The sequence below is a fragment of the Mucilaginibacter dorajii genome (assembly GCF_024808255.1).
In the GTDB taxonomy this organism is placed as follows: Bacteria; Bacteroidota; Bacteroidia; order Sphingobacteriales; family Sphingobacteriaceae; genus Mucilaginibacter; species Mucilaginibacter dorajii.
The window spans coordinates 36,568-56,790 of sequence record NZ_JANTYS010000013.1 but is presented as its reverse complement, the minus strand read 5'-3'; the positions used below and the strand labels follow the sequence as shown (position 1 = coordinate 56,790).

At 44.8% G+C, this 20,223-nt stretch carries 16 protein-coding genes; 8 read left to right on the top strand and 8 right to left on the bottom strand.

The window, feature by feature from the left end:
- The first annotated feature begins 16 nt into the window (after positions 1-16).
- Positions 17-895 (top strand): endonuclease/exonuclease/phosphatase family protein, encoded by an 879-nt coding sequence (locus tag FHS10_RS17785; RefSeq protein WP_259093030.1) that lies wholly within the window; start codon positions 17-19, stop codon positions 893-895.
- A 41-nt stretch (positions 896-936) separates the two neighbouring features.
- Here FHS10_RS17785 and FHS10_RS17780 read toward each other — a convergent pair whose 3' ends face one another.
- The 3 genes from FHS10_RS17780 to FHS10_RS17770 form a co-directional block, all read right to left on the bottom strand.
- A complete protein-coding gene (locus FHS10_RS17780) occupies positions 937-2,397 on the bottom strand; it encodes a glycoside hydrolase family 30 protein (RefSeq protein ID WP_259093029.1) in 1,461 nt (486 codons plus the stop codon).
- 382 nt (positions 2,398-2,779) lie between these two features.
- Positions 2,780-3,145: a hypothetical protein gene (locus tag FHS10_RS17775; protein WP_259093028.1), complete on the bottom strand. Its 366-nt coding sequence runs from the start codon at positions 3,143-3,145 to the stop codon at positions 2,780-2,782.
- 89 nt (positions 3,146-3,234) lie between these two features.
- Complete coding sequence (locus tag FHS10_RS17770; RefSeq protein ID WP_259093027.1) at positions 3,235-3,654, bottom strand: pentapeptide repeat-containing protein; 420 nt, start codon at positions 3,652-3,654, stop codon at positions 3,235-3,237.
- Between the two features lie 198 nt (positions 3,655-3,852).
- Between FHS10_RS17770 and FHS10_RS17765 the strand changes: the two genes are divergently transcribed.
- A complete protein-coding gene (locus FHS10_RS17765; RefSeq protein WP_259093026.1) occupies positions 3,853-4,200 on the top strand; it encodes a hypothetical protein in 348 nt (115 codons plus the stop codon).
- Between the two features lie 36 nt (positions 4,201-4,236).
- Here the strand turns inward: FHS10_RS17765 and FHS10_RS17760 are convergent, their stop codons facing one another.
- Together FHS10_RS17760 and FHS10_RS17755 are read right to left on the bottom strand one after the other, a co-directional pair.
- A complete protein-coding gene (locus FHS10_RS17760) occupies positions 4,237-5,238 on the bottom strand; it encodes an EamA family transporter (RefSeq protein ID WP_259093025.1) in 1,002 nt (333 codons plus the stop codon).
- A 7-nt stretch (positions 5,239-5,245) separates the two neighbouring features.
- Complete coding sequence (locus FHS10_RS17755; protein ID WP_259093024.1) at positions 5,246-5,692, bottom strand: DoxX family membrane protein; 447 nt, start codon at positions 5,690-5,692, stop codon at positions 5,246-5,248.
- Between the two features lie 83 nt (positions 5,693-5,775).
- Here FHS10_RS17755 and pdxR point away from each other — a divergent pair, with 83 nt between their 5' ends.
- Positions 5,776-7,260: a MocR-like pyridoxine biosynthesis transcription factor PdxR gene (pdxR, locus tag FHS10_RS17750; protein WP_259093022.1), complete on the top strand. Its 1,485-nt coding sequence runs from the start codon at positions 5,776-5,778 to the stop codon at positions 7,258-7,260.
- On the opposite strand, the gene FHS10_RS17745 is transcribed toward pdxR, so the two are convergent.
- From FHS10_RS17745 to FHS10_RS17735, 3 genes are all read right to left on the bottom strand, one after another.
- A complete protein-coding gene (locus FHS10_RS17745) occupies positions 7,257-7,802 on the bottom strand; it encodes a pyridoxamine 5'-phosphate oxidase family protein (protein ID WP_259093019.1) in 546 nt (181 codons plus the stop codon). The genes pdxR and FHS10_RS17745 overlap by 4 nt on opposite strands.
- Positions 7,803-7,890: 88 nt before the next feature.
- On the bottom strand, positions 7,891-8,601 hold the full coding sequence (locus tag FHS10_RS17740; protein WP_259093016.1) for a siderophore-interacting protein: 711 nt from the start codon (positions 8,599-8,601) through the stop codon (positions 7,891-7,893).
- A gap of 77 nt (positions 8,602-8,678) precedes the next feature.
- Positions 8,679-9,530, bottom strand: a complete 852-nt coding sequence (locus FHS10_RS17735; RefSeq protein WP_259093014.1) for a helix-turn-helix domain-containing protein — start codon at positions 9,528-9,530, stop codon at positions 8,679-8,681.
- Between the two features lie 275 nt (positions 9,531-9,805).
- Between FHS10_RS17735 and susR the strand changes: the two genes are divergently transcribed.
- The 5 genes from susR to FHS10_RS17710 all read left to right on the top strand — a co-directional run bounded on the left by susR (position 9,806) and on the right by FHS10_RS17710 (position 20,212).
- The gene (susR, locus tag FHS10_RS17730; RefSeq protein WP_259093012.1) at positions 9,806-11,434 is read left to right on the top strand and encodes a SusR family glycan utilization regulator; all 1,629 of its coding nucleotides are present in this window, start codon (positions 9,806-9,808) and stop codon (positions 11,432-11,434) included.
- A 659-nt stretch (positions 11,435-12,093) separates the two neighbouring features.
- Positions 12,094-15,054, top strand: a complete 2,961-nt coding sequence (locus FHS10_RS17725) for a SusC/RagA family TonB-linked outer membrane protein (protein WP_259093010.1) — start codon at positions 12,094-12,096, stop codon at positions 15,052-15,054.
- Positions 15,055-15,061: 7 nt separating this feature from the next.
- Positions 15,062-16,549 (top strand): RagB/SusD family nutrient uptake outer membrane protein, encoded by a 1,488-nt coding sequence (locus FHS10_RS17720; protein ID WP_259093007.1) that lies wholly within the window; start codon positions 15,062-15,064, stop codon positions 16,547-16,549.
- Between the two features lie 8 nt (positions 16,550-16,557).
- Positions 16,558-17,646, top strand: a complete 1,089-nt coding sequence (locus FHS10_RS17715; RefSeq protein ID WP_259093005.1) for a SusE domain-containing protein — start codon at positions 16,558-16,560, stop codon at positions 17,644-17,646.
- A 112-nt stretch (positions 17,647-17,758) separates the two neighbouring features.
- The gene (locus FHS10_RS17710) at positions 17,759-20,212 is read left to right on the top strand and encodes a glycoside hydrolase family 31 protein (protein ID WP_259093002.1); all 2,454 of its coding nucleotides are present in this window, start codon (positions 17,759-17,761) and stop codon (positions 20,210-20,212) included.
- The last annotated feature ends 11 nt before the right edge of the window (positions 20,213-20,223 follow it).

Sequence of the window (20,223 nt, the reverse complement as noted above, 5' to 3'; positions counted from 1 at the left end):
TAATATATATCCTCCTATGAAAAAGATCCTGTTTGTTTTGGCGTTCGCGCTATTATCGTGTACCTATGCTTTTGCCCAGCATTTTACCGTGGCTACCTATAACTTACGTAATGATAACTCCACTAACGACGATTCGTTACATGGCAATGGCTGGAAACAGCGCCTGCCGGTTGTTGCTAAACTTATTCAATTTCATGATTTCGACATCTTTGGCACGCAGGAAGGTTTGGTTCATCAGCTAAATGATTTAACCAAAGCTATGCCTGGCTATGCTTATACCGGCATCGGTCGTGACGATGGTAAAACGGCCGGAGAGTTTTCGGCCATATTTTATAAAACAAGTAAGTTCAAACTGTTAAAACATGGCGATTTCTGGCTATCAACCATTATCGACAGGCCAAACAAAGGATGGGACGCCGTATTGCCGCGCATTTGCTCGTGGGGATCGTTCCAGGAAATAAAAACCGGGTATAAGTTTTACTACTTTAACCTGCATATGGACCACATAGGGGTTGTTGCCCGCCGCGAAAGTGCCAAACTGGTATTGGCAAAAATTAAAGTAATAACCGCCAATGAACCGGTAATATTATCGGGCGATTTTAATGTAGATGAAACATCGGATAGCTACGCGGTAATTAATACTTCGGACAAACTGAAAGACGCGTATGAGCTCTCGCCTTTAAAATACGCCGAGAGCGGTACATTCAACGCGTTTAACGCCGAAGAAAAATCAAAAGGCCGTATCGATCATATTTTTTTAAGCAAGGATTTTAAAGTAACCAGGTATGGCATCCTTACCGATAGCTACCGTGCTTTGAACAAAACAACGCAGAAATACGAGGCTAAACTTCCGTCAGACCATTTCCCGGTAATGATAATGGTGGACCATAAATGATCCACCATACATCTGAGATTTAGTTGATTATTAAAAGATCTTTATTCTACTATAAGGGTAGCTATAGAGTGAGGCTGGCTGGTTGTTTTGGCAGCTTTACCTTTTATCCATAAGCTATAGTCAATTTTTTCGTCGGTGTTGTTCATTACTACTACGGCTAACTTACCATCGGGGTTTAAATAAGCAGTAGTTAATAATTTATCCCTGCTGGCTACCGCTGCTACACGTTTTGCACCGGGGTGAATATATTTGCTGAAATGACCCAGGTAATAAAATGAGCTGGTGTAAATGAGGCTTCCATTACGCAGATCGGCATGTACCGGTGCAAAACAGAAGTTGCCCACGTGGTTTGGTCCGCCTTTTTCATCAAGCAAGATGTTCCAGTCGGTCCAGGCTACGGTACCGGCGTTAAAATCGTTGATCATGGATAAACCATACCTTTCACCTAACGCCCAGTCATTGATCTTTGCAAAATCAAATTTTTCGATACAGCCTTCAGTAAAAATGAGGTTTTTATTAGGGAAAGCCTCGTGGGTGCGCCTTAGCGATTCAAACTGCTGACCGGCACCTGTCCATGTTTCATACCAGTGAAAACCAACACCCCAAATGTATTTGGCGGCGGCAGGATCTTCTAAAATGGTACTGGCCTGTTGGTACAATAAATCGCGGTTATGGTCCCAAACAATCAGTTTTTTGCTGCTTAAACCTTGTTTAGCCAGGGTTGGGCCTAAAAAGTTCTTTACAAAATCGCGTTGCTCTTCGGCAGTGTATTTACATGACTCCCAGCTTTGTGAGGCCATTGGCTCGTTTTGTACGGATAAGCCCCAAACCGGGATGCCTTCGTTTTCATAAGCCCTTATAAACTTACCATAAAAATTTGCCCAGCTTTGGTAGTATTTAGGTAACAACTTACCGCCATGCAGCAAACTGTTATTATCCTTCATAAACGCAGGCGGGCTCCATGGTGAAGCAAACAAGGTAAGTTTACCGCCGGCGGCAGCCATCGCGGCTTTTATAAAAGGGATGCGGTAAGCCCTGTCATGGCTGATGTTAAATGATTTTAGTGAGGCATCACCTTCTTTAATATAGCCGTAGCTTTCGCTCGAAAAATCGCAACTCTGGATATTGGTACGGGCCACGGTATAGCCAATGCCTTTATCCTTATCGTAGTAAGCTGTTAAAAGTTCCTTTTGTTTATCCTTAGGTAACTTGTAAAAAGTTTCGGCAGCGGCATCGGTTAAGGCACCACCAACCCCCAGCATGGTTTGGAATGATTTTGCCGGATCGACAAAAACTGATACCTCGGTTTCGCCTGGTTGCGGACTATCTTCAAACTTCAGGGTTTCGGTATTTTTAAACCGCATGCCTGGTTCGTTATCAGATACTATAACTTTTACTTTTTTATTCTGGGTTGAAAAAGGAGCCTTTACCTGGGCGTTAACCAGCGGAGACTGTAATAAACCACCTGCTAAAAAACAGGCAAACAATGCTTTTATATTCATGGTTTAGCTTAATTGGCATACCGGTTTACAAATCGCCAATCAGGAAGCGATTCCGGTGTTCCAAATTAAGAAAGTTAAATTGAATAAAGCAAATAAGAAGCGTTATAAATAATTGACATGTAATGATTTATTAGCTATTTGATACGGTTTAATAGCAGTTAAAAAATCTACAAATATCATTAATAATCAAATAGTTACACCAACTTTTTTGGTGCTAAAATTTCATTTTGATACGCTAAAGCACAATTGTGTATTTTGTACACTGAAATTCAATTTGAGAATGAATATAATTTGAGAATTTGAGAATTTGAAAATTGATCTGATAAGTATAATCTATAGCATTGTTAATCCGGGAGACTCGCCACATTCTCAAATTTTCAAATCATCTCCCTCCATCCGCGTTATGCCCTCTTTTAATCATCTCCCTTACTGCGCTTGCTAAAAAGGCTTTGCCACCTTCGTCAAGCTGGGTTTGTTTGCCACCACCGTTTATTTCATAAATGATTCGGCCGTTATCGTTTTCGGCAACCAGGTCGTCGTCGTTATGGCTGTATTTTACTGATCCATGCGGGGTGATAAATTTAATGCCAGTGCCATCTTCAGTAAAATAGATCTGCCCGCGATATTCAATCTTCACGGTGTTACCATTGGCGTTTTCAATAATGGTGGTATGCCTGCCTCCAAAACGGCATGCTGTTGCCAGCAGAATTATGCCCGCCATGGCAATTAAATAGTGTATTTTTTTCATGATGAATAATTTTTAGTTGAGTTTCATCACAAAGCTAATACAAAACACAGTACTATACAATACATAGTACCATATTTATTCAATTATTTTTACTGCTGATATTTTTTAAGCAAATCATCAACCAAAATACCGTTAATGGTCATCCCCATGGTATTGCAATCGTTGATAACTACGCCGCTTAAATTACAATCGATAATGGTACTGCCGCTCAGCTCGCAATCCTCAAAACGCAAGGGCCGCTGCTTTACCTTTTCGTCATAAGCAGGGTGGCCTTTGGGTGGCACACCTATATTGTGGATGTAGGCACCGCCTAATTGCGCACCCTCAATTTCCAGGTCGCTTAAATTGGCATTTACAATTTTAAGGTGGCTCAGGTCGACATCGTTAAAACTTGCGTTGCTCATCTTCAGCATCACAAAGGTCGATCCATCCAGATGTGAATATTTAGCATCTATCACTTTGGTTGTTTCCTTGATGCTGATTTTTTCGGCGTTATTTCCTGTTTCCATATGTATAATTTTAATACCCTAAATTATACATCATCATTACCATATCCAAAGGCCATTACATACATTTTAAGGGTATAGTTGCGACAGGCAAGCCATTATTATCAATTGATAATACATAATTATAGGCTCTTCATAAATAAACAGGCCTTATAGAAACCATTTACTTTTTACAATGTTGCGTTTTAATACACTTCTATTATGAAACCTATCTTTTTCACGCTAAACAATGATCTCCATATGATGGCGATCCCGGATACAGACGCCCATCTTGACGGCCACCCGGTTATCACTTATACTTATAGCCTGTTTATCGACAGGGCCAAGGGCAATCCGCAACAGGCTTTAAAGAAGGAAAGTACGTTGCACCTGGATAAAATAAACGACCCCGACTACCTGGGGTTCATTGCCTTTGAAACCCCGGCAAATGTTTTTTCATACACCGGCGGCGAACGCTCGCTTACCGTTGCCGAAATTGAAGAGGTAATTGAACATTTGAACCTAATAAGAGACAATCCTCCACTTTGGCGATCAATGGATAACCTATAGCTGAGCCTATAGGTTATCCATCTAAAAAACTTACTATCAACAAGCTTTTGCTAATAAGTTTTTCCCCTGTTCCAGGTCGACGCTTATTGGGATTGCCTTTTTTGCAGTGTTTGTTTTACGGTATTTTGTTAGGTTGATGAGCAACACGCTAAGTAGTATCACTACCAGGCCAATGATCTGCAATGACGAGATCTGTTCGCCGGCAAACAATACGCCCAATAGCACCGCGATAACCGGGTTTACATACGAGTGTGTGCTTACCTGTGTTGCCGGCCGTACCTGCAGCAGCCAAATGTAAGCGCTAAAAGCACCGATAGACCCAAACAGGATAAGGTAAACAATAGCCCACCATGAATGGGCAGGTACGTTCATTAAACTAAAGCCATTAAACTCGTGATGAGCCATGCCCGCGGGAATAAACGCAATGCCCGCTATGATCATTTGCCACGCGGTATTTAAGCGGGCCGGCCCGGTGGTTGCGTTACGTTTTGAGTATAGTGACCCTGCCGACCATGCCACCGGCCCAAAAACTAATAATAACATCCCCAAAAATGTAGGTGCCGAATGGCCTCCGGCAAGAGCTTTGCTTACCTGCTCGCCAAATAAGAGAATCACTCCGGCGAAACCGATTACCAGCCCACCAATGGTCGCTCTGCTTTTAAAATTTACGCGCCAGTTTAATTTATCCAAAGCTACAAACCATATTGGCCCTGCCGATACGGTGATAGCCACCATAGCACTGGGTAAAGTTTGCTCAACCCAAATGACAATCCCGGTAGCTACAAACAGCATGATCAAGCCGCTGATACCCGAGTTGATCACATCTTTTTTAACCCAGATCTTATCGCCTTTAATGGCGCACCAACCCAGCATTAACAGCCCGGCGGTTGTATAACGTAATGCGCCCATCAACATAGGCGGAAAGCCATGCACAGCCATCTGGATAAAAAAATAGGTAGAACCCCAAACAATATAAACGGTAGCAAACGCTATGATAACCCATAAGGTGGGTGCTTTTTGTTGATTGATAGATGTCATGGCGATATTAGTTTTTATTGATTAATGAATCGATACTCCATTTGTATTCGGGTAAAGTAGCCAGCAGCAGGCTCGCCGCGCTCACGGTAAAAACCGAATATCCCACAGGCGAATCAAAGCCGAAGGCGATAGCCATTGATAGCGCGAACGCCAAACTCAGCAGGCAGCTTAAGGACGCCGCAATACGGGTGAACAAACCTGTTAGCAGTAATAGCCCGATAGCGGCCTCGCCAATAGTTGCCAATACAGCCAGGGTTGGAATAACACCCGCAGGTAAAAATGCCATTACCTGGCGGGCGTAATCTAAAAAGTGTTGCCAATCGCCCCAGCCTACGTGTGGCTGGCCATGTGCGCCTAAAAAACCAAGGCGATCTGCCACTTCCCACAGGTAACTGGTAGCCAGCGCCAGTCTTAAAGCAACGGATGGGAACGAATAATTTTTAATGAGTTGCATATCTTTTTTATTTGCTGATATAAAATTACGCATACGTTGGCCTATCTTTATAGTCCAGTAAGTATAAACAAGATAGTCCAGTTATGTTATTTACAAGCGGGTTGATCACGGTAGATAAAAACGCGCAGGTAGCGGTGTACCTGCAAATTTGCAATGGCATTATAGGCCACATCAGGCAGGGCACTTTAAAACCGGGCACCGCCCTGCCCAGCAGCAGGGTTTTAGCTACATTGTTAAAAGTTCACCGCAAAACAGTAGTGGCTGCTTATGATGAATTGTATGCGCAAAGCTGGGTTGATGTTTATCCGCGCAAAGGCATTTTTGTGGCCAAAAACCTGCCCGATGTATCGCCAAGGGCTATCAGCACAGCGGTAAAGAGAAATACTTATCCCGATAAAACCCTTTTTGAGGTGACCGAGAAAGTGCCCTACCCCGATCTTTTCCAGACCGATAAACCCCGCACGCTTGTATTTGACGATGGCTTCCCCGATACGCGGCTTGCGCCTGTTGAATTATTAGTGCGCGAATACCGACGCTTTGCCAATTATCATTTTACGCAACAGTACTTAACCTACGGACCAGAACAAGGATCAATAAACCTGCGTTCCGAACTGGCCCGTTTCCTGGGCGAAACCCGCGGGCTACAGGTAAGCGCTACCGATATTTTAATAACCAAGGGCTCACAAATGGCTATTTACCTTTGTGCCCAGATCCTGTTAAACAAAAACGACGTGGTGATAGCCGCCGATCCTGGTTATCCCGGCGCTAATGAAACCTTTGAACAGGCCGCGGCCAAACTGCATTTGGTACCCATTGACGAACATGGCATTAGCCTGGATGCTGTAGAGGCTATATGCCGACAGAAAAAAGTAAAACTGGTATACGTGATCCCCCATCACCACCGCCCTACTACGGTAACTTTAAGTGCAGAACGGCGCATGCGTTTGCTGGAACTGGCCCGCAAATACAGGTTTGCCATTATTGAGGACGATTACGATTACGATTTCCACTACGCCAGCAGCCCCATACTGCCGTTGGCCAGTGCCGATTATGATGGCAGTGTAATTTATGTAGGCTCGTTTTGTAAAACCATTGCGCCGGGCATCCGTATTGGCTTTATGATTGCGCCGGCAAACCTGCTAACTCAAACTATTCGCCTGCGTAAAATGATTGACCGGCAGGGAGAACACCTGCTTGAAGAAGCTATTGCCAACCTGCTAAAAAATGGTGACATAGGCCGGCACCTGAAAAAGGCCAACAAGCTATACCACGAACGGCGCGACCTGCTTTGCAGCTTACTAAAAGAACACCTTCGCCAATACCTGGATTTTAAAATCCCGGATGGCGGCTTTGCCGTTTGGGTAAAATATGCCGATGGTTTTAATCCCGCCGAAGTAGCCGAAAAGGCGGCCGCGATGGGCCTTACCATTGCCGATGGCCGGGATTATTTTTATGATAACAGCCCCGGTCGTCAATATGTGCGCTTAGGTTTTGCATCGCTCAATGAAAAGGAAATGCGGGAAGCTGTGGATATTTTAGCTGCTGTTTTTAAGAAAACATCGCTTTAAGCAAGTGCTGTAGGCAAACCATCCAAACTTTGCAGGTTCTTTTCTTGTTTGTAAGCTTCCAGTCCTTCGGGGCCTTTATTGTCAGCCCATTTATAGGCCTGGTCGCGTTCGCCTTCATAGGTATAGTAGGGCACGCTGAAACCGCAGGCGGTTTGCACCTGGTAAATATCGGCCACAATAATTTGCCTTGTTGCCAGCAGGATTTGAAAATTAGGGGCCAGTTGCTCCCATTCTTCATCGTCCGGCAATACGGTATAGCCCTTACCAAATAAGCGCATAATAGTAGGAGGGCCGTCAAAAGCGCAGAACATAAAGGTGATCCGCCCGTTTTCTAAAATATGGGCCGATGTTTCGTTGCCGCTCCCGGTAAGATCCATATAGGCAACCTTTGATGGGCTTAAAACTTTAAAACTGTCAATCCCCTTGGGCGAAAGGTTTACATGCCCGTTTGCCGCAAGCGGGGCCGATGCTACAAAAAACATTTTCTGCTTCTCAATAAACACCTGGTGCTGCGGCTGAATATCATCAAAAAACTTTGCCATAGCGGTTAAATTTTTCTTGTTACTCAAATTTAACAAATATTTGCCGCTGTAGGAGGTTAAGTTATTGTTAACAGGTTGGCTGGCAGCCTTAATCCCAAAAGCCCTGTACTTTGATCTGTCCTGATGGATAACCTTGCCCGCGCAACAGTTTCCTCAATTGCGCAACCATGGTGTTGTTTCCAGCAAGGTAAAATACGGTATTTTCTAAAGTGTACCGCTGACCGATCACCCACTCCATCAAACTTTGATGACCGTAAACATCTTTGCGGGCTACGGGTTCCAATGGCGTCCAAAAGTATTCATGGAAGAGCTTACGGTGCTGCTCATTGCCTATCACTATACTACCCGAAAAACGGGTATGCGGCAAAACCATTTTTTGCAGGGCCAAAAAGTGCCCCATGCTGCTTTCATCGCCCAAAGCTACAATGGCCGATGTTGGCGCGGGCTTTTGATTGGTAGTACCTGTTTTCAGGTAGCTCACCGTATCGCCCTTTTTTAACAGCCTTGCCCAGCTGCTGCCCGGACCATTATGCGCGGCATCAACAAAAATGGTGCAGGTACAGGTTTCGGCATCCCAGCCAGATGGGGTATAATCGCGGAAGGTAAGGCCGTCAACCTTAAATTTAATGTAAGGGATCTCCTGCCATTGGGACATATCAAGCTGCGGCAAGTGCAGGTCAATTTCAATTAAGGTGCAGGGTTCCCAGCACCTTACTTCCAACACACGGCCGCTTTGCAGCCTCTGATCAAACAGCTTATCAACCGTTCTTTTAATTTTATATATAGTGGATGTTTCCATGGTGTGTTAATTTTGTTAACACAAAGAAAGGTGCAAATCATACCAGATACAATGGCATAGTTACGGTAATGATTGGACTATTTACGGTAACCCTTCCGAAATGAAAGTGGTGTACTCCCCTCCGTCTTTTTAAACAGGCGCGAAAAATAGGCGTGGTCATCGTATCCCAGCGTATGGGCAATTTCTTTAACATTCATCTGGCTGTAATACAGCAGGCGTTTAGCCTCTAATAATAATTCCTGCTGAATCCAGTAACTCACCGACATTCCTGTTACTTTTTTTAACGCTTCGTTAAGGTAAGTTTCAGATACGTTGAGCATATTGGCGTAAGCCGAGGGGCTTTTTACCTCGCGCACATGCTCAACCAGTAACTTTTTAAATTGCTGTGCCAACTGCACCGGGCGCGAGGTCATTAAACGCTGGTTGCCCGTATGGCTAAAGCAACAGGCCGCCATCCCCAAAAACGATTGCAGCAGCGAGTGTACCACGGGCAAATAAAATGTCCTGCTTTCGTCTTCGCAATATTTCTCGTAAAGCAGGTTTAACAGGTTTTTACACTGATTAAGCTGTACATCGGTAAGCCGGTAAGGTTGCTGCATAATGAGCTGATTTTCAAAAATGCTGCGGTAATCGGGCGAAAGCAGCATGGTATCAACGGCGATGAACCAGCCAAAGGCTTCAAAATTTTTAATGCGGTGATGTACCTGGCCGGGCAGTACATAATAAAGCTGCGACGCTTCAAAATGCACCTCCTGGAAATCATTCATCATAGAAGCCAAACCACCTTCCAGCAAAAAGAACAGGTAATGATCGTCCCGATGGGCGCCCAGCGGTTCATCGGCTTTGGGCATATCACCCTCCAAAAAACGGTGGATCTCAAGCCCGGATGTGGCGCGTTCTTTTAGTTGATGTACTGGGATATCTTTCATGGGCGTTAATATTTTTATGTAGAGACGCAATATTTTGCGTCTCCGGCGTTCAAATCCGGCATTTCTGAGATTATCCTCCAGTAAAACGGCTCTGCATAGCGGGAGACGTAAAATATTGCGTCTCTACATTTTAAAACCCAAATTAACGGCTTTAAGCTTAAATTTACCTAACGTAAATAATACATAAACCCTTGGCGGCTTATACAATATAGCTAATGCATAATTTAATATGTTTGTCTATCTTTAGAGGTGATCCAATTATCATAGACGCTTAAATGAGGCCGAAGTTATTTCCTGCATTCTTTTTATTACTGCTGATTATAACGCGGGGCCATGCCCAAAATCCGGTTACGGATTCGATGATGAATAAATTTAATGTTGTTTTGGCCGATAAAGACAACTTTGTACAGCAAAAACTTTCCCGCATCGAGGCTATAAAAAAGCAAGCCGGCCAGGTAAGCAACATCAACAAAAAGTACGATCTGTATCAACAACTCTATAACGAGTATAAAAATTTCAGCTACGATTCGGCTTATAGCTACGCCAAAAAGCTGCAACAGACCGCTGCCGAACTGCATGACCCTTCCCGCCTGGCCTTTGCCAAAATGGAATTAGGCTTTACGCTTATTTCATCGGGCATGTTTAAGGAAACATTGGAAACGCTCAACGGCATCGATCTAAGTTTACTTTCTACCAATGATAAAGTCGACTATTATTTCCTGAAAGCCCGGAGCTATTTTGACCTGTCGGACTTTGACCGGAATTTAGATTACTCGGCCATTTATAACCCAAAAGGAGTTCAATGTATCGATTCTGCCTTGTCCCTGGCCACACCTGGCACCTATAATTATTTCGCGCTGAATGGTTTAAAATACCTCAGGAATGGCAATTTTGAAGATGGGGTTAAAAACTATGCCTCGCTTTTACAGCTCAAAAACCTTACACCCAACCAGTTTGCAGTAAGCGCCTGTTCGCTTAGCTACATTTACGAGCGTAAAGGCATGCAGGATAAATCCATCGAGTTACTGATCCAGGCGGCCATTGCCGATCTGCAATCGGCCACCAAAGAAACCGTGGCCATTTATAAACTGGCCGATTTCCTATATAAAAAAGGCGACCTCAACAATGCCTTTATCTACATAAAACAAGCCATGGACGATGCCACCTTTTATGGCGCACGCCACCGGCAGGTAACCATCAGCAGCATTTTGCCTATCATCGAGGCCCAGCGCATCAGCACGGTCGAGCAGCAACGGCGGTCGTTATTTATCTACTCCTCTATTATTACGGTGCTGGTGCTTTTTGTGGTAGTGTTCGCGGTGATCATCTTCCGTCAGCTTAAAAAACTGCGCATTGCCGATAACCTGATCAAGGAAGCCAACGTATCCTTGCAGGAAAGTAACATTGCCCTGGAAGGCCTTAACCGTAATTTAAGCACCGCCAATAAAATCAAAAACGAATACATTGGCTATTACTTTAACATCAATTCCATCTACATTGATAAACTGGAAAGCTTCCAAAAATCCTTAGATAAAAAGCTAAGCAGCAAACGGTACGAAGATGCCCAGGCAGCCATCAAAAGCCTTAACCTGGAGAATGAGCGACACCAGTTGTTCCATACCTTCGATAAGGTTTTTCTTTCCCTGTTTCCTGATTTTATTGAAAAGTTTGAAGCCCTGTTCCATAACGATGAAAAGATAGCAATTGCCGATGGCCAGCTGCTAAGCACCGAACACCGGATCTTCGCCCTCATCCGCATGGGCATCCATGATAATGACAGGATTGCCAAACTGTTAGGCTACTCGGTAAACACCATATACTCCTACAAAAACCGCATCAAAAACAAATCGTTCATCGCCAATGATGAGTTTGAAGATCATATTATGGCGATTGAGGCGGTGTAAGATTTGAGATCCGGCGTAAACTAACCAAGGGACGACTCACCCCAACGAGGCTTCGCCCGTCTTCCCCTCTCCGACTGCGCCGCATAGAGGGGCGGGAAATTTTCGGTTTGTTTTCTTTAAATCCTGGTACTGGAAGGGGAAAATGTTATAAAAACTATATTCTCCACCCTGTCATTCTGAGTTGTAAAATTTCGCGAAATTCTGAAGTTGGAATGACAACATAAAACTCTATGTCATTGCGAGGAACGGAGCAATCGCGAACTGTGCAGATCCGCCCTGTATAGCATGCGATTGCTTCGTTCCTCGCAATGACATGGTGGACTTGTTATGGGTAGGCATGAAGCAATCGCGAACTCTGCAGATCCACCCTGTATAGCATGCGATTGCTTCGTGCCTCGCAATAACATGACGTAATTATAATAAGAAGCCATCCACATAACGCCGATAACCTACTTATTACCTCTTTTTAAATCTATATTGACCTCATTTACAACAATACATAATAAATTGATTATCAATTAATTAAAAAACATATTTCCTCTATATTTTCTATATTGACCTATCCGGCTATTGATTAGCCTGTTTTCCCTTCTTTTCTTTGATTTGGAATTACCCACCAAAGTATTTCGAAACAAACCAATTTTTAAAACCAATTTTAAATGAAAAAAGTTTACTTATTTAAGTATGGCTTGACCGTACTACTTTTAGTTTGCGCTACCATCGCTTTTGCTCAAAAAGGCACATTCAAAGGCAAAGTAGTTGATGAGCTTAACCAGCCATTACCAGGCGCAACTGTGCACGTAAAGGGAACAGATCAATCAACCGTTACTGATGTAAGCGGCTCATTCAGCCTCACCGGCAATACCCCAACCGTAACTATACAGGTTAGCTTTGTGGGTTACGATATGCAGGAGCGTGTGATCAAAGCCAATGAAAGCAGCACAATTTCGCTGGTGCCAGCCTCCAAATCATTAACCGAAGTTGTGGTTGTAGGCTATGGATCGGTTAAAAAATCAGACTTAACCGGTGCTGTAACCAATTTAGGTTCAAAAGACTTAAACCCAGGCCCTATTACCAACCCTTTACAGCAATTAACCGGTAAAGCGGCAGGTGTAAGCATTAGCCAAACAGGCAGCGAGCCCGGTGTTGCACCAACCGTGCGTATCCGTGGTATTACTTCGCTGCAAGGCGGTAATGATCCATTGGTTGTGGTTGATGGCATCCAGGGCAATATGGACCTGCTTAACCAGGTTCCGCCGAGTGAGATCGCTTCTGTCGACATTTTGAAAGATGCATCTGCCACCGCTATTTACGGTTCACGTGGTGCACCGGGTGTTATCATCATCAGCACAAAAAAAGGTGTTGCAGGCAAAGCCAATGTTGAATACACCGAAAATACATCGCTGGATGTGATCGCCAAAAAACTGAAAGAGTTAGATGCCGCCGGCTGGACCAAACAAGCCGAAGCACAAGGGGTAGATGTATCTGCCAACCACGGTTCCAGTACCGATTGGTTTAACCTGCTTACCCGGAACGGTGTAACCCAAAACCATACCCTTGCTTTTGGTTCGGGCACCAATGGTTTTAACTACCGTGCATCGGTGAGTGCTATCACCCAAACTGGTATCGTGATTAATTCCAGCTATAAAAAATACATTGGCCGGATAACCGCTACCCAAAAAGCGTTGGATGATAAGTTAACGCTTACCATGAACGTGAACAGCGGTATTAATGATAATGTATACAGCCCTATCGGTATCGGTCGTGCCGCGTTTACATCAAACTTAATCAGCAACACTTACATTTCAAGGCCAACCGACCCTGTATTTAACAGCGATGGCAGCTATTACAGCGACCCCAACGTGTTTCAGTACATTAACCCCTACGCGGTTGCCAAAACGGTTCAAAACAATGCAAACACCAATAACCTGTTCGGTAGCTTAGCAGCTAACCTTGATATCTACAAAGGCCTGTCGGCCGGATGGTTTGGCAGCTGGAGAAAAACGGATACCAACACAGGTTATTACGCGCCGGTAGCATCAACCATAGCTACCGCCATTGATAACAAAGGCATCGCCAACATTGCCAACAACCATGTTGACGAAAAGCTGATGGACATTAACCTGAGCTATAAAGCCGATTTTGGCTTAAGCCATTTAGACGCGACCTCCGTTTATGAGTGGCAGGCGCAAACCTATAACGGCAGCTTTGCACAAGGCCGCGGCTTTATCAATGATATAGCTACTTACAACGCTTTGCAATTAGGCGATATCTCTAAAGTTTTGCAGGGCGATATTTCATCGTACAAAAACGACAGGAGACTGGTTTCCTTTTTAGGCCGTGTAAACTACTCTTATAACAACCGTTACCTGTTAACCGCCAGTTTTAGGCGAGATGGTTCAACCGTGTTTGGGGTAAATAACAAATGGGGTAATTTCCCATCGGCATCATTAGCCTGGCGTATTGACCAGGAAGGTTTCATGAAAAATCAGCATGCCCTTAGCAGCCTTAAACTGCGTGTTGGCTACGGTATTACCGGTAACCAGCAAGGTATTAGCCCGCAAAACTCAATCGCTTTGGTTGGGCAGGCAGGTTCGGTATTTTTTGGTGGTACTACCATACCAAACTACTCGGTTAATCAAAACTCAAACCCTAATTTAAAGTGGGAAACCCGTAAACAGGCCAACTTAGGTTTAGATTTTGCTTCGTTCAACGATAGGTTTAACGGATCTGTTGATGTATACACAGCCAATACCGATAACCTGTTATTTAACTACACCGTTCCTTTAGAAGGCCCGTTTTTAACCACCAATATATTAGCCAACGTGGGTACGTTACAGGCCCGCGGTTTGGAACTTAGCTTAAGCTACGCGGTTATTAAAAACGCGAATACTACGTTGATCCTTGCCGGTAACGGTTCATTAATGAAAAACAAGGTACTTAAATTAGGTGGCAATATTGAGGGTTATGACATCCCTACCAATTACATTGGCTGGGGCGGTGGCGGCAACGCTTACCTTGTTGTGGGCAAGCCAATTGGTACCTTCCTGATCCTGAAACACAAAGGTAAAGACGCCAACAGTGCCGAAACCGTGGTTGACCGTGACAACAACGGCACTATTGACCAGGGTTCACAAAGTAAAGATCGTTACGAAGAAGGCCAGGGCTTACCTACCTACTCTTATGCCTTTACCCCAAGCTTTACCTACAAAAACTTTGATGCATCAATGGTTTGGCGCGGCTCTGGCGGCAACAAGATCTACAACGGTCTTCGCCAGGATTTGAGCTTGTTAGAAAACCTTGGTAAATCAAACGTGCTGCAAAGTGCTGTACCGCTGGGTATCCAGTCGTCACAATACGGATCTGACCTTTGGCTGGAGAGCGGCAACTATTTACGTTGGGAAAACCTATCGTTCGGTTACCGCATCAACCTAAAAAACGTGAAGTACATTAATGCTTTACGCGTATCGGTAACAGGTCAAAACCTTGCACTTATTACCAAATATAAAGGCATCGACCCTGAGTTGGATACAAGTGGTGGCAGCTCAATAGCCCAGGACTATGGTATATACCCCCGTACCAGGACCTTCTCTATCGGTTTAAATGTTATTTTAAAATAAGTGGATCATGAAAAAAATATTTTTTAGTATGTTAATTGTTGCCCTTGGCGCTGCAAGCTGCACCAAGGTTAACGAAAACGTGTACGACAAATACGCTGCCACGCAATTTTATTCAACAGCGGCCGGTGCCGATGTTGCGCTGGCAAGCGTGTACGCAAAAATTACGGGAAGCTGGGGTTCAAACTACGCAGGCCGCGATAACTGCTGGTACGATTTAAACTGCTACTCATCTGATGAACAGGTTATACCGCACCGCAACACCGGCGACTGGCAGCTTGATTTTGCCCAGCTATACACCCGTACCGAACTGCCAAGTCTTGGTATCATTAACAATACCTGGAACTGGGCCTACTCAACCATTTACAGCGCCAACCTTTCTATAGCGCAGCTTACCGCCGCCAAGGCCGATCCGTCAAAGATCGCCGAGGCCAAAGTGATGCGTGCCTGGTTGTATTACCTGTTGATTGATGATTTTGGTGATGTACCTTTTTATACCGATAACAACACCGATATCTCTAAAATTCCGCAGGAAAAACGCGCTACCATTTACAACTTTATTGTTAGCGAGTTGAAGGGCAATGTTGATTTGCTGTCTGAAACCAGGGGCGGCGCTTATTATGGTCGTTTTAATAAATGGGCCGGTTATATGGTATTGGCTAAGGTTTATTTAAATGCCGAAGTTTATACCGGAACAGCCCATTGGGCCGAAGCGCTTGCCGCTTGCAATAAAGTAGCATCGGGTGGTTTTGCCTTGCACCCTGCAAGCGCCAATACGGCCAGCGCGTTGGGTAACTCCTACTATGATCTTTTTGGCGATGTATGCCCTAATGATGAAACCATCTGGGCCTTGTTCATCACCCAAAACGTTATCAGCGGTAATATATACACCATCAGGAGTTTAAACAGCCCGAATGGAACCGCCCTTATCGGCTTCCCGGGTTGGAATGGTACTATCATCCCATCTGAGTATTATGATAAGTTTGATAATGCCGATATCAGGAAAAAACAATTCCTGGTTGGGGCACAGGCCGGTGGCGTTACTTACAGCAAGGAAGTATCATCATTGATCGATCCGGGTGCAGGTCCTAATGAGGGTATCAGGGACGATAAATTTTTCCCGGTAAAACCATCTGACGGCAGCGGCGAATCAAACGATTTCCCGGTATACCGTTACGCTGATGTGTTGTTAATGCAGGCGGAATGCAATGTTCGGTTAGGCAACGCGGCAGCTGCCGCGCCATTCTTAAACCAGGTAAGGGAACGCGCCGGGCTAACAGATATAGGATCGCCTACGTTGGATAATATTTATGACGAGCGCGGTTTTGAGCTGAACATGGAAGGCCACCGCAGGCAGGATATGATCCGTTTTGGCAAATTCCTGTTGCCGCACGGCTTTGTACAAACTACGCCATCGTACAGGATGCTTTTCCCTATCCCTACCGCGGCGCTTAACGCCAACCCGGCATTGAAACAGAATCCTGGTTATCCTAATTAATGATCAACATGAAAAAAATATTCAATTTAGTATTGATAGCAACGGCCTGTATGGCTGTTGCCTGTCACAAAAATGCTGAGTTAACTGTGTTGAAACCCGTTGCTTTCGGATCATCAATTTCAGCCTCAACCAGCACCGCTATACTATCGCCCGCTACAGATTCGGCAACTGTGGTAACCCTTAAATGGCCGGCTGTAGTATATCCATATAAATCGCATGTAACCTATACTTTACAGGCCGATATCCCTACTGATACGGTAGGTGCCACTGCCTGGGGTAATGCTACATCGATATTAATTGGTAACGATGTATTAACCAAAACCTTTAAAGGGAGCGATTTAAACACGCTTGCACTGGCCATTGGTGTGCCTGCCAATGATACCGCAAAAATGGTGTTCAGAGTACGCGCTTACCAGGATAGAGACGCGTTTTCGCACGCGGTAACACTTACCATTAGTCCGTACAAAATCATTTTGCCGCCAAGCAATAATTACCCGGTGCTATATGTTCCCGGCGATTACCAGGGCTGGTCGCCACCAACAGCGCCAACTGTTGCGGCATCTATCCCTAATGTGTACGAAGGCTATATCAACGAGCCTGCCGGTGGCACTTATCACTTTAAGTTTACCAGCGCGCCGGATTGGAACCATATCAATTATGGCGATGGCGGCACAGGCTTGTTAACTACTGATGGCACAAAAGGCGATCTGGTACTGCCTGGCCCTGGTTATTACGAATTGGTGGCTAATCCATCAACGCTAACCTGGTCATACACTTTGGTTACCTGGGGAATTATCGGCGATGCCACACCAGGCGGCTGGACTTCAGATACGCAGATGAGCTATGACGCGACCAAAAAGGTTTGGACAGTTACGGCTAACATGTTATCAAGCGGTTCATTTAAGTTTAGGGCAAACAACCAATGGTCTATCGACTTTGGGATTGATGCTAACGGCAAAATTCAATATGCCGATAATCCTGCCTTCCCTTACAATGGGTCGCTGGGTAACTTAACGGTTCCGTCAAACGGCAATTATACCATCACGTTAGATCTGCATGACCCTAACAATTACACGTATAAGATCCACAAAAACTAATAACAACTATAAGGCAGTGCAAAAGCACTGCCTTATTTAATACACTTATAAAACAAGCAATTTGAATTTGCCAGCTTTGCAAAAAGATGGTTGTTCAGTACCACTCTAATTCATGAAATCTATTAAGATCACGTTTTTACTTGCCTGTGTTTTGATCATGCCACGTGTTATGGCGCAATCGCCGGTAGTTATGCCGGGTAATTTTGAAAGTGTTACCCTTGGTGAGCAAGACGTTACTTTTAAAACTACCAATAGCTACGGAAAAATAACCGTTTATAGTCCATCTATTATCAGGATCAGGCTGGATAAAAAGCCGCTCAATGCCGATTTCTCCTATGCTGTTGTCGGCAAGCCGATGGCCGTTAAAGCACAGATCAACCAAACCGATAATGAAATTGATATCGTCACCGATTCGCTTAAAGCGGTAATTCAAAAGAAGCCATTTAGCGTATCGTTTTTCACAATCGATGGCAAAGTGATTAACCAGGATGAGCAGGGTTTAACAACTTCATGGGTTAATGATGCCGTAACTACCTACAAAAAAATGCAGGATGATGAGCATTTTGTAGGTCTTGGCGAAAAAACAGGCAATCTTGACCGTAAAGGTAATGGCTACACCAACTGGAATTCTGACGTGTATGGTTACAACGTAGCCGCCGATCCCTTGTATTCAACCATTCCGTTTTATGTGGGTATTCACCATGGCTTAAACTATGGCATTTTTATGGACAACACTTACCAAAGCGATTTTAACTTTGGTGCCAGTAATAACCGCTTCTCATCTTTCGGCGCGCGCGGTGGCGAAATGAATTACTACTTTATCTACCATAAAAAACTGGCAGATATTATTGCCTCTTATACCTGGCTTACCGGGCGTATGCCATTGCCCCCTAAATGGGCTTTGGGCTACCAACAAAACAGGTACAGCTATTACCCCGAAGCAGAGGTAATGCGCATTGCCAATACCCTGCGCGAGAAACGCATCCCTGCCGATGGTATCACTTTAGATATCCATTACATGGACCGCTACCAATTGTTTACCTGGAACAAGAACCGTTTCCCTGATCCTGCCAAAATGAGTGCCGAACTGAACAAGCTGGGCTTAAAACTTACCGTTATTGTTGACCCCGGCATTAAGGTTGAAAAAGGTGCGCCTGCTTACGAAAGCGGACTGGCTAAAGATGTTTATATTAAATACCCCGATGGTACACCATACACCGGGCAGGTATGGCCGGGTTGGTGTAATTTTACCGATTTTACCAGCGAAAAAGGCAGGGCCTGGTGGCGCGGCCAGGTTGATTTCTTTGCCAAATCCGGCGTCAGCGGCATTTGGAACGATATGAACGAAATTTCTACCTGGGGCCAAAAAATGCCGGATAACGTGTTGTTTGATTTCGACGGCAGGAAAACCACCCACCTGGAAGCGCATAATGTGTACGGTTTAGAAATGGTACGCTCAAGCTATGAAGGCGCTTTGGAGCATTTTAAAGAGCGCCCGTTTATCCTGAGCAGATCGGGTTACGCGGGCCTGCAACGCTACTCGGCCATATGGACCGGTGATAACCGCGCCGAAGAAGATCATATGCTGGCAGGTGTTAGGCTGATGAACAGCCTTGGCTTAAGCGGCGTATCCTTTACCGGCATGGATATCGGCGGTTTTACCGGCAACCCCACCACGTCCTTATATACTCGCTGGATAGAGCTGGGTGCCTTTGTACCCTATTACCGCAATCATACCGCCCTTAACACCCGGGCCGCCGAGCCATGGGCTTTTGGCGAAGATGTTTTGGACATTGCCCGCAGCTACATCAGCCTGCGTTATCAATTGATGCCTTACCTGTATTCCTCGTTTTATGAATCAACCCAAAACGGGATGCCGGTGATGCGGTCGCTGGCCATCAACTATACCTTTGATCCAAAAGTGATGGACCCTACCTACCAAAACCAGTACGAATTTGGCAACGGTTTTATGGTAGCACCATTTGAAAGTACCGCCGCTTTTGGCAAAGTTTACTTCCCGCAAGGTACCTGGTATGATTTGTATACCGGCGGGGAGCAGAAAGGTGCACAGGAGGTTACTATACCGGTATCGGTAAGTAAATTGCCGGTGTATGTAAAGGGCGGTAGTATTATCCCAATGCAGTCACTAACCCAATCGACAGCCGAGTTGCCTACCGATACCCTTGCCGTACATGTTTACAAAGGCGATAAGCCAAACCACTTTGTTTATTACGAGGATGATGGCAAAAGCTTCAGCTATCAAAAGGGCGATTTTTACAAACGCACCATCAGCTTTGATCCCGGCAAAAAAACGATCACATTTGATAAAGCCGAAGGGACTTATCAAACCAATTTTAAATACATCAGGCTGGTACTGCATGGCTTTGAGCAAACCGCATCGGTTAAAACAAGTGGCAATAACCTGAAACTACAAGATGGCACGATAGCCTTTTTGGGCGCAGCCGCCAATACCGATCCGCAGGGAAGTATTAATGCCCCTGACAGCAGCCCGATTAAAACCGTAACTATCAACAATACAGCAAATAACATACAAATTAATTACTAAAGGAAAAGTGC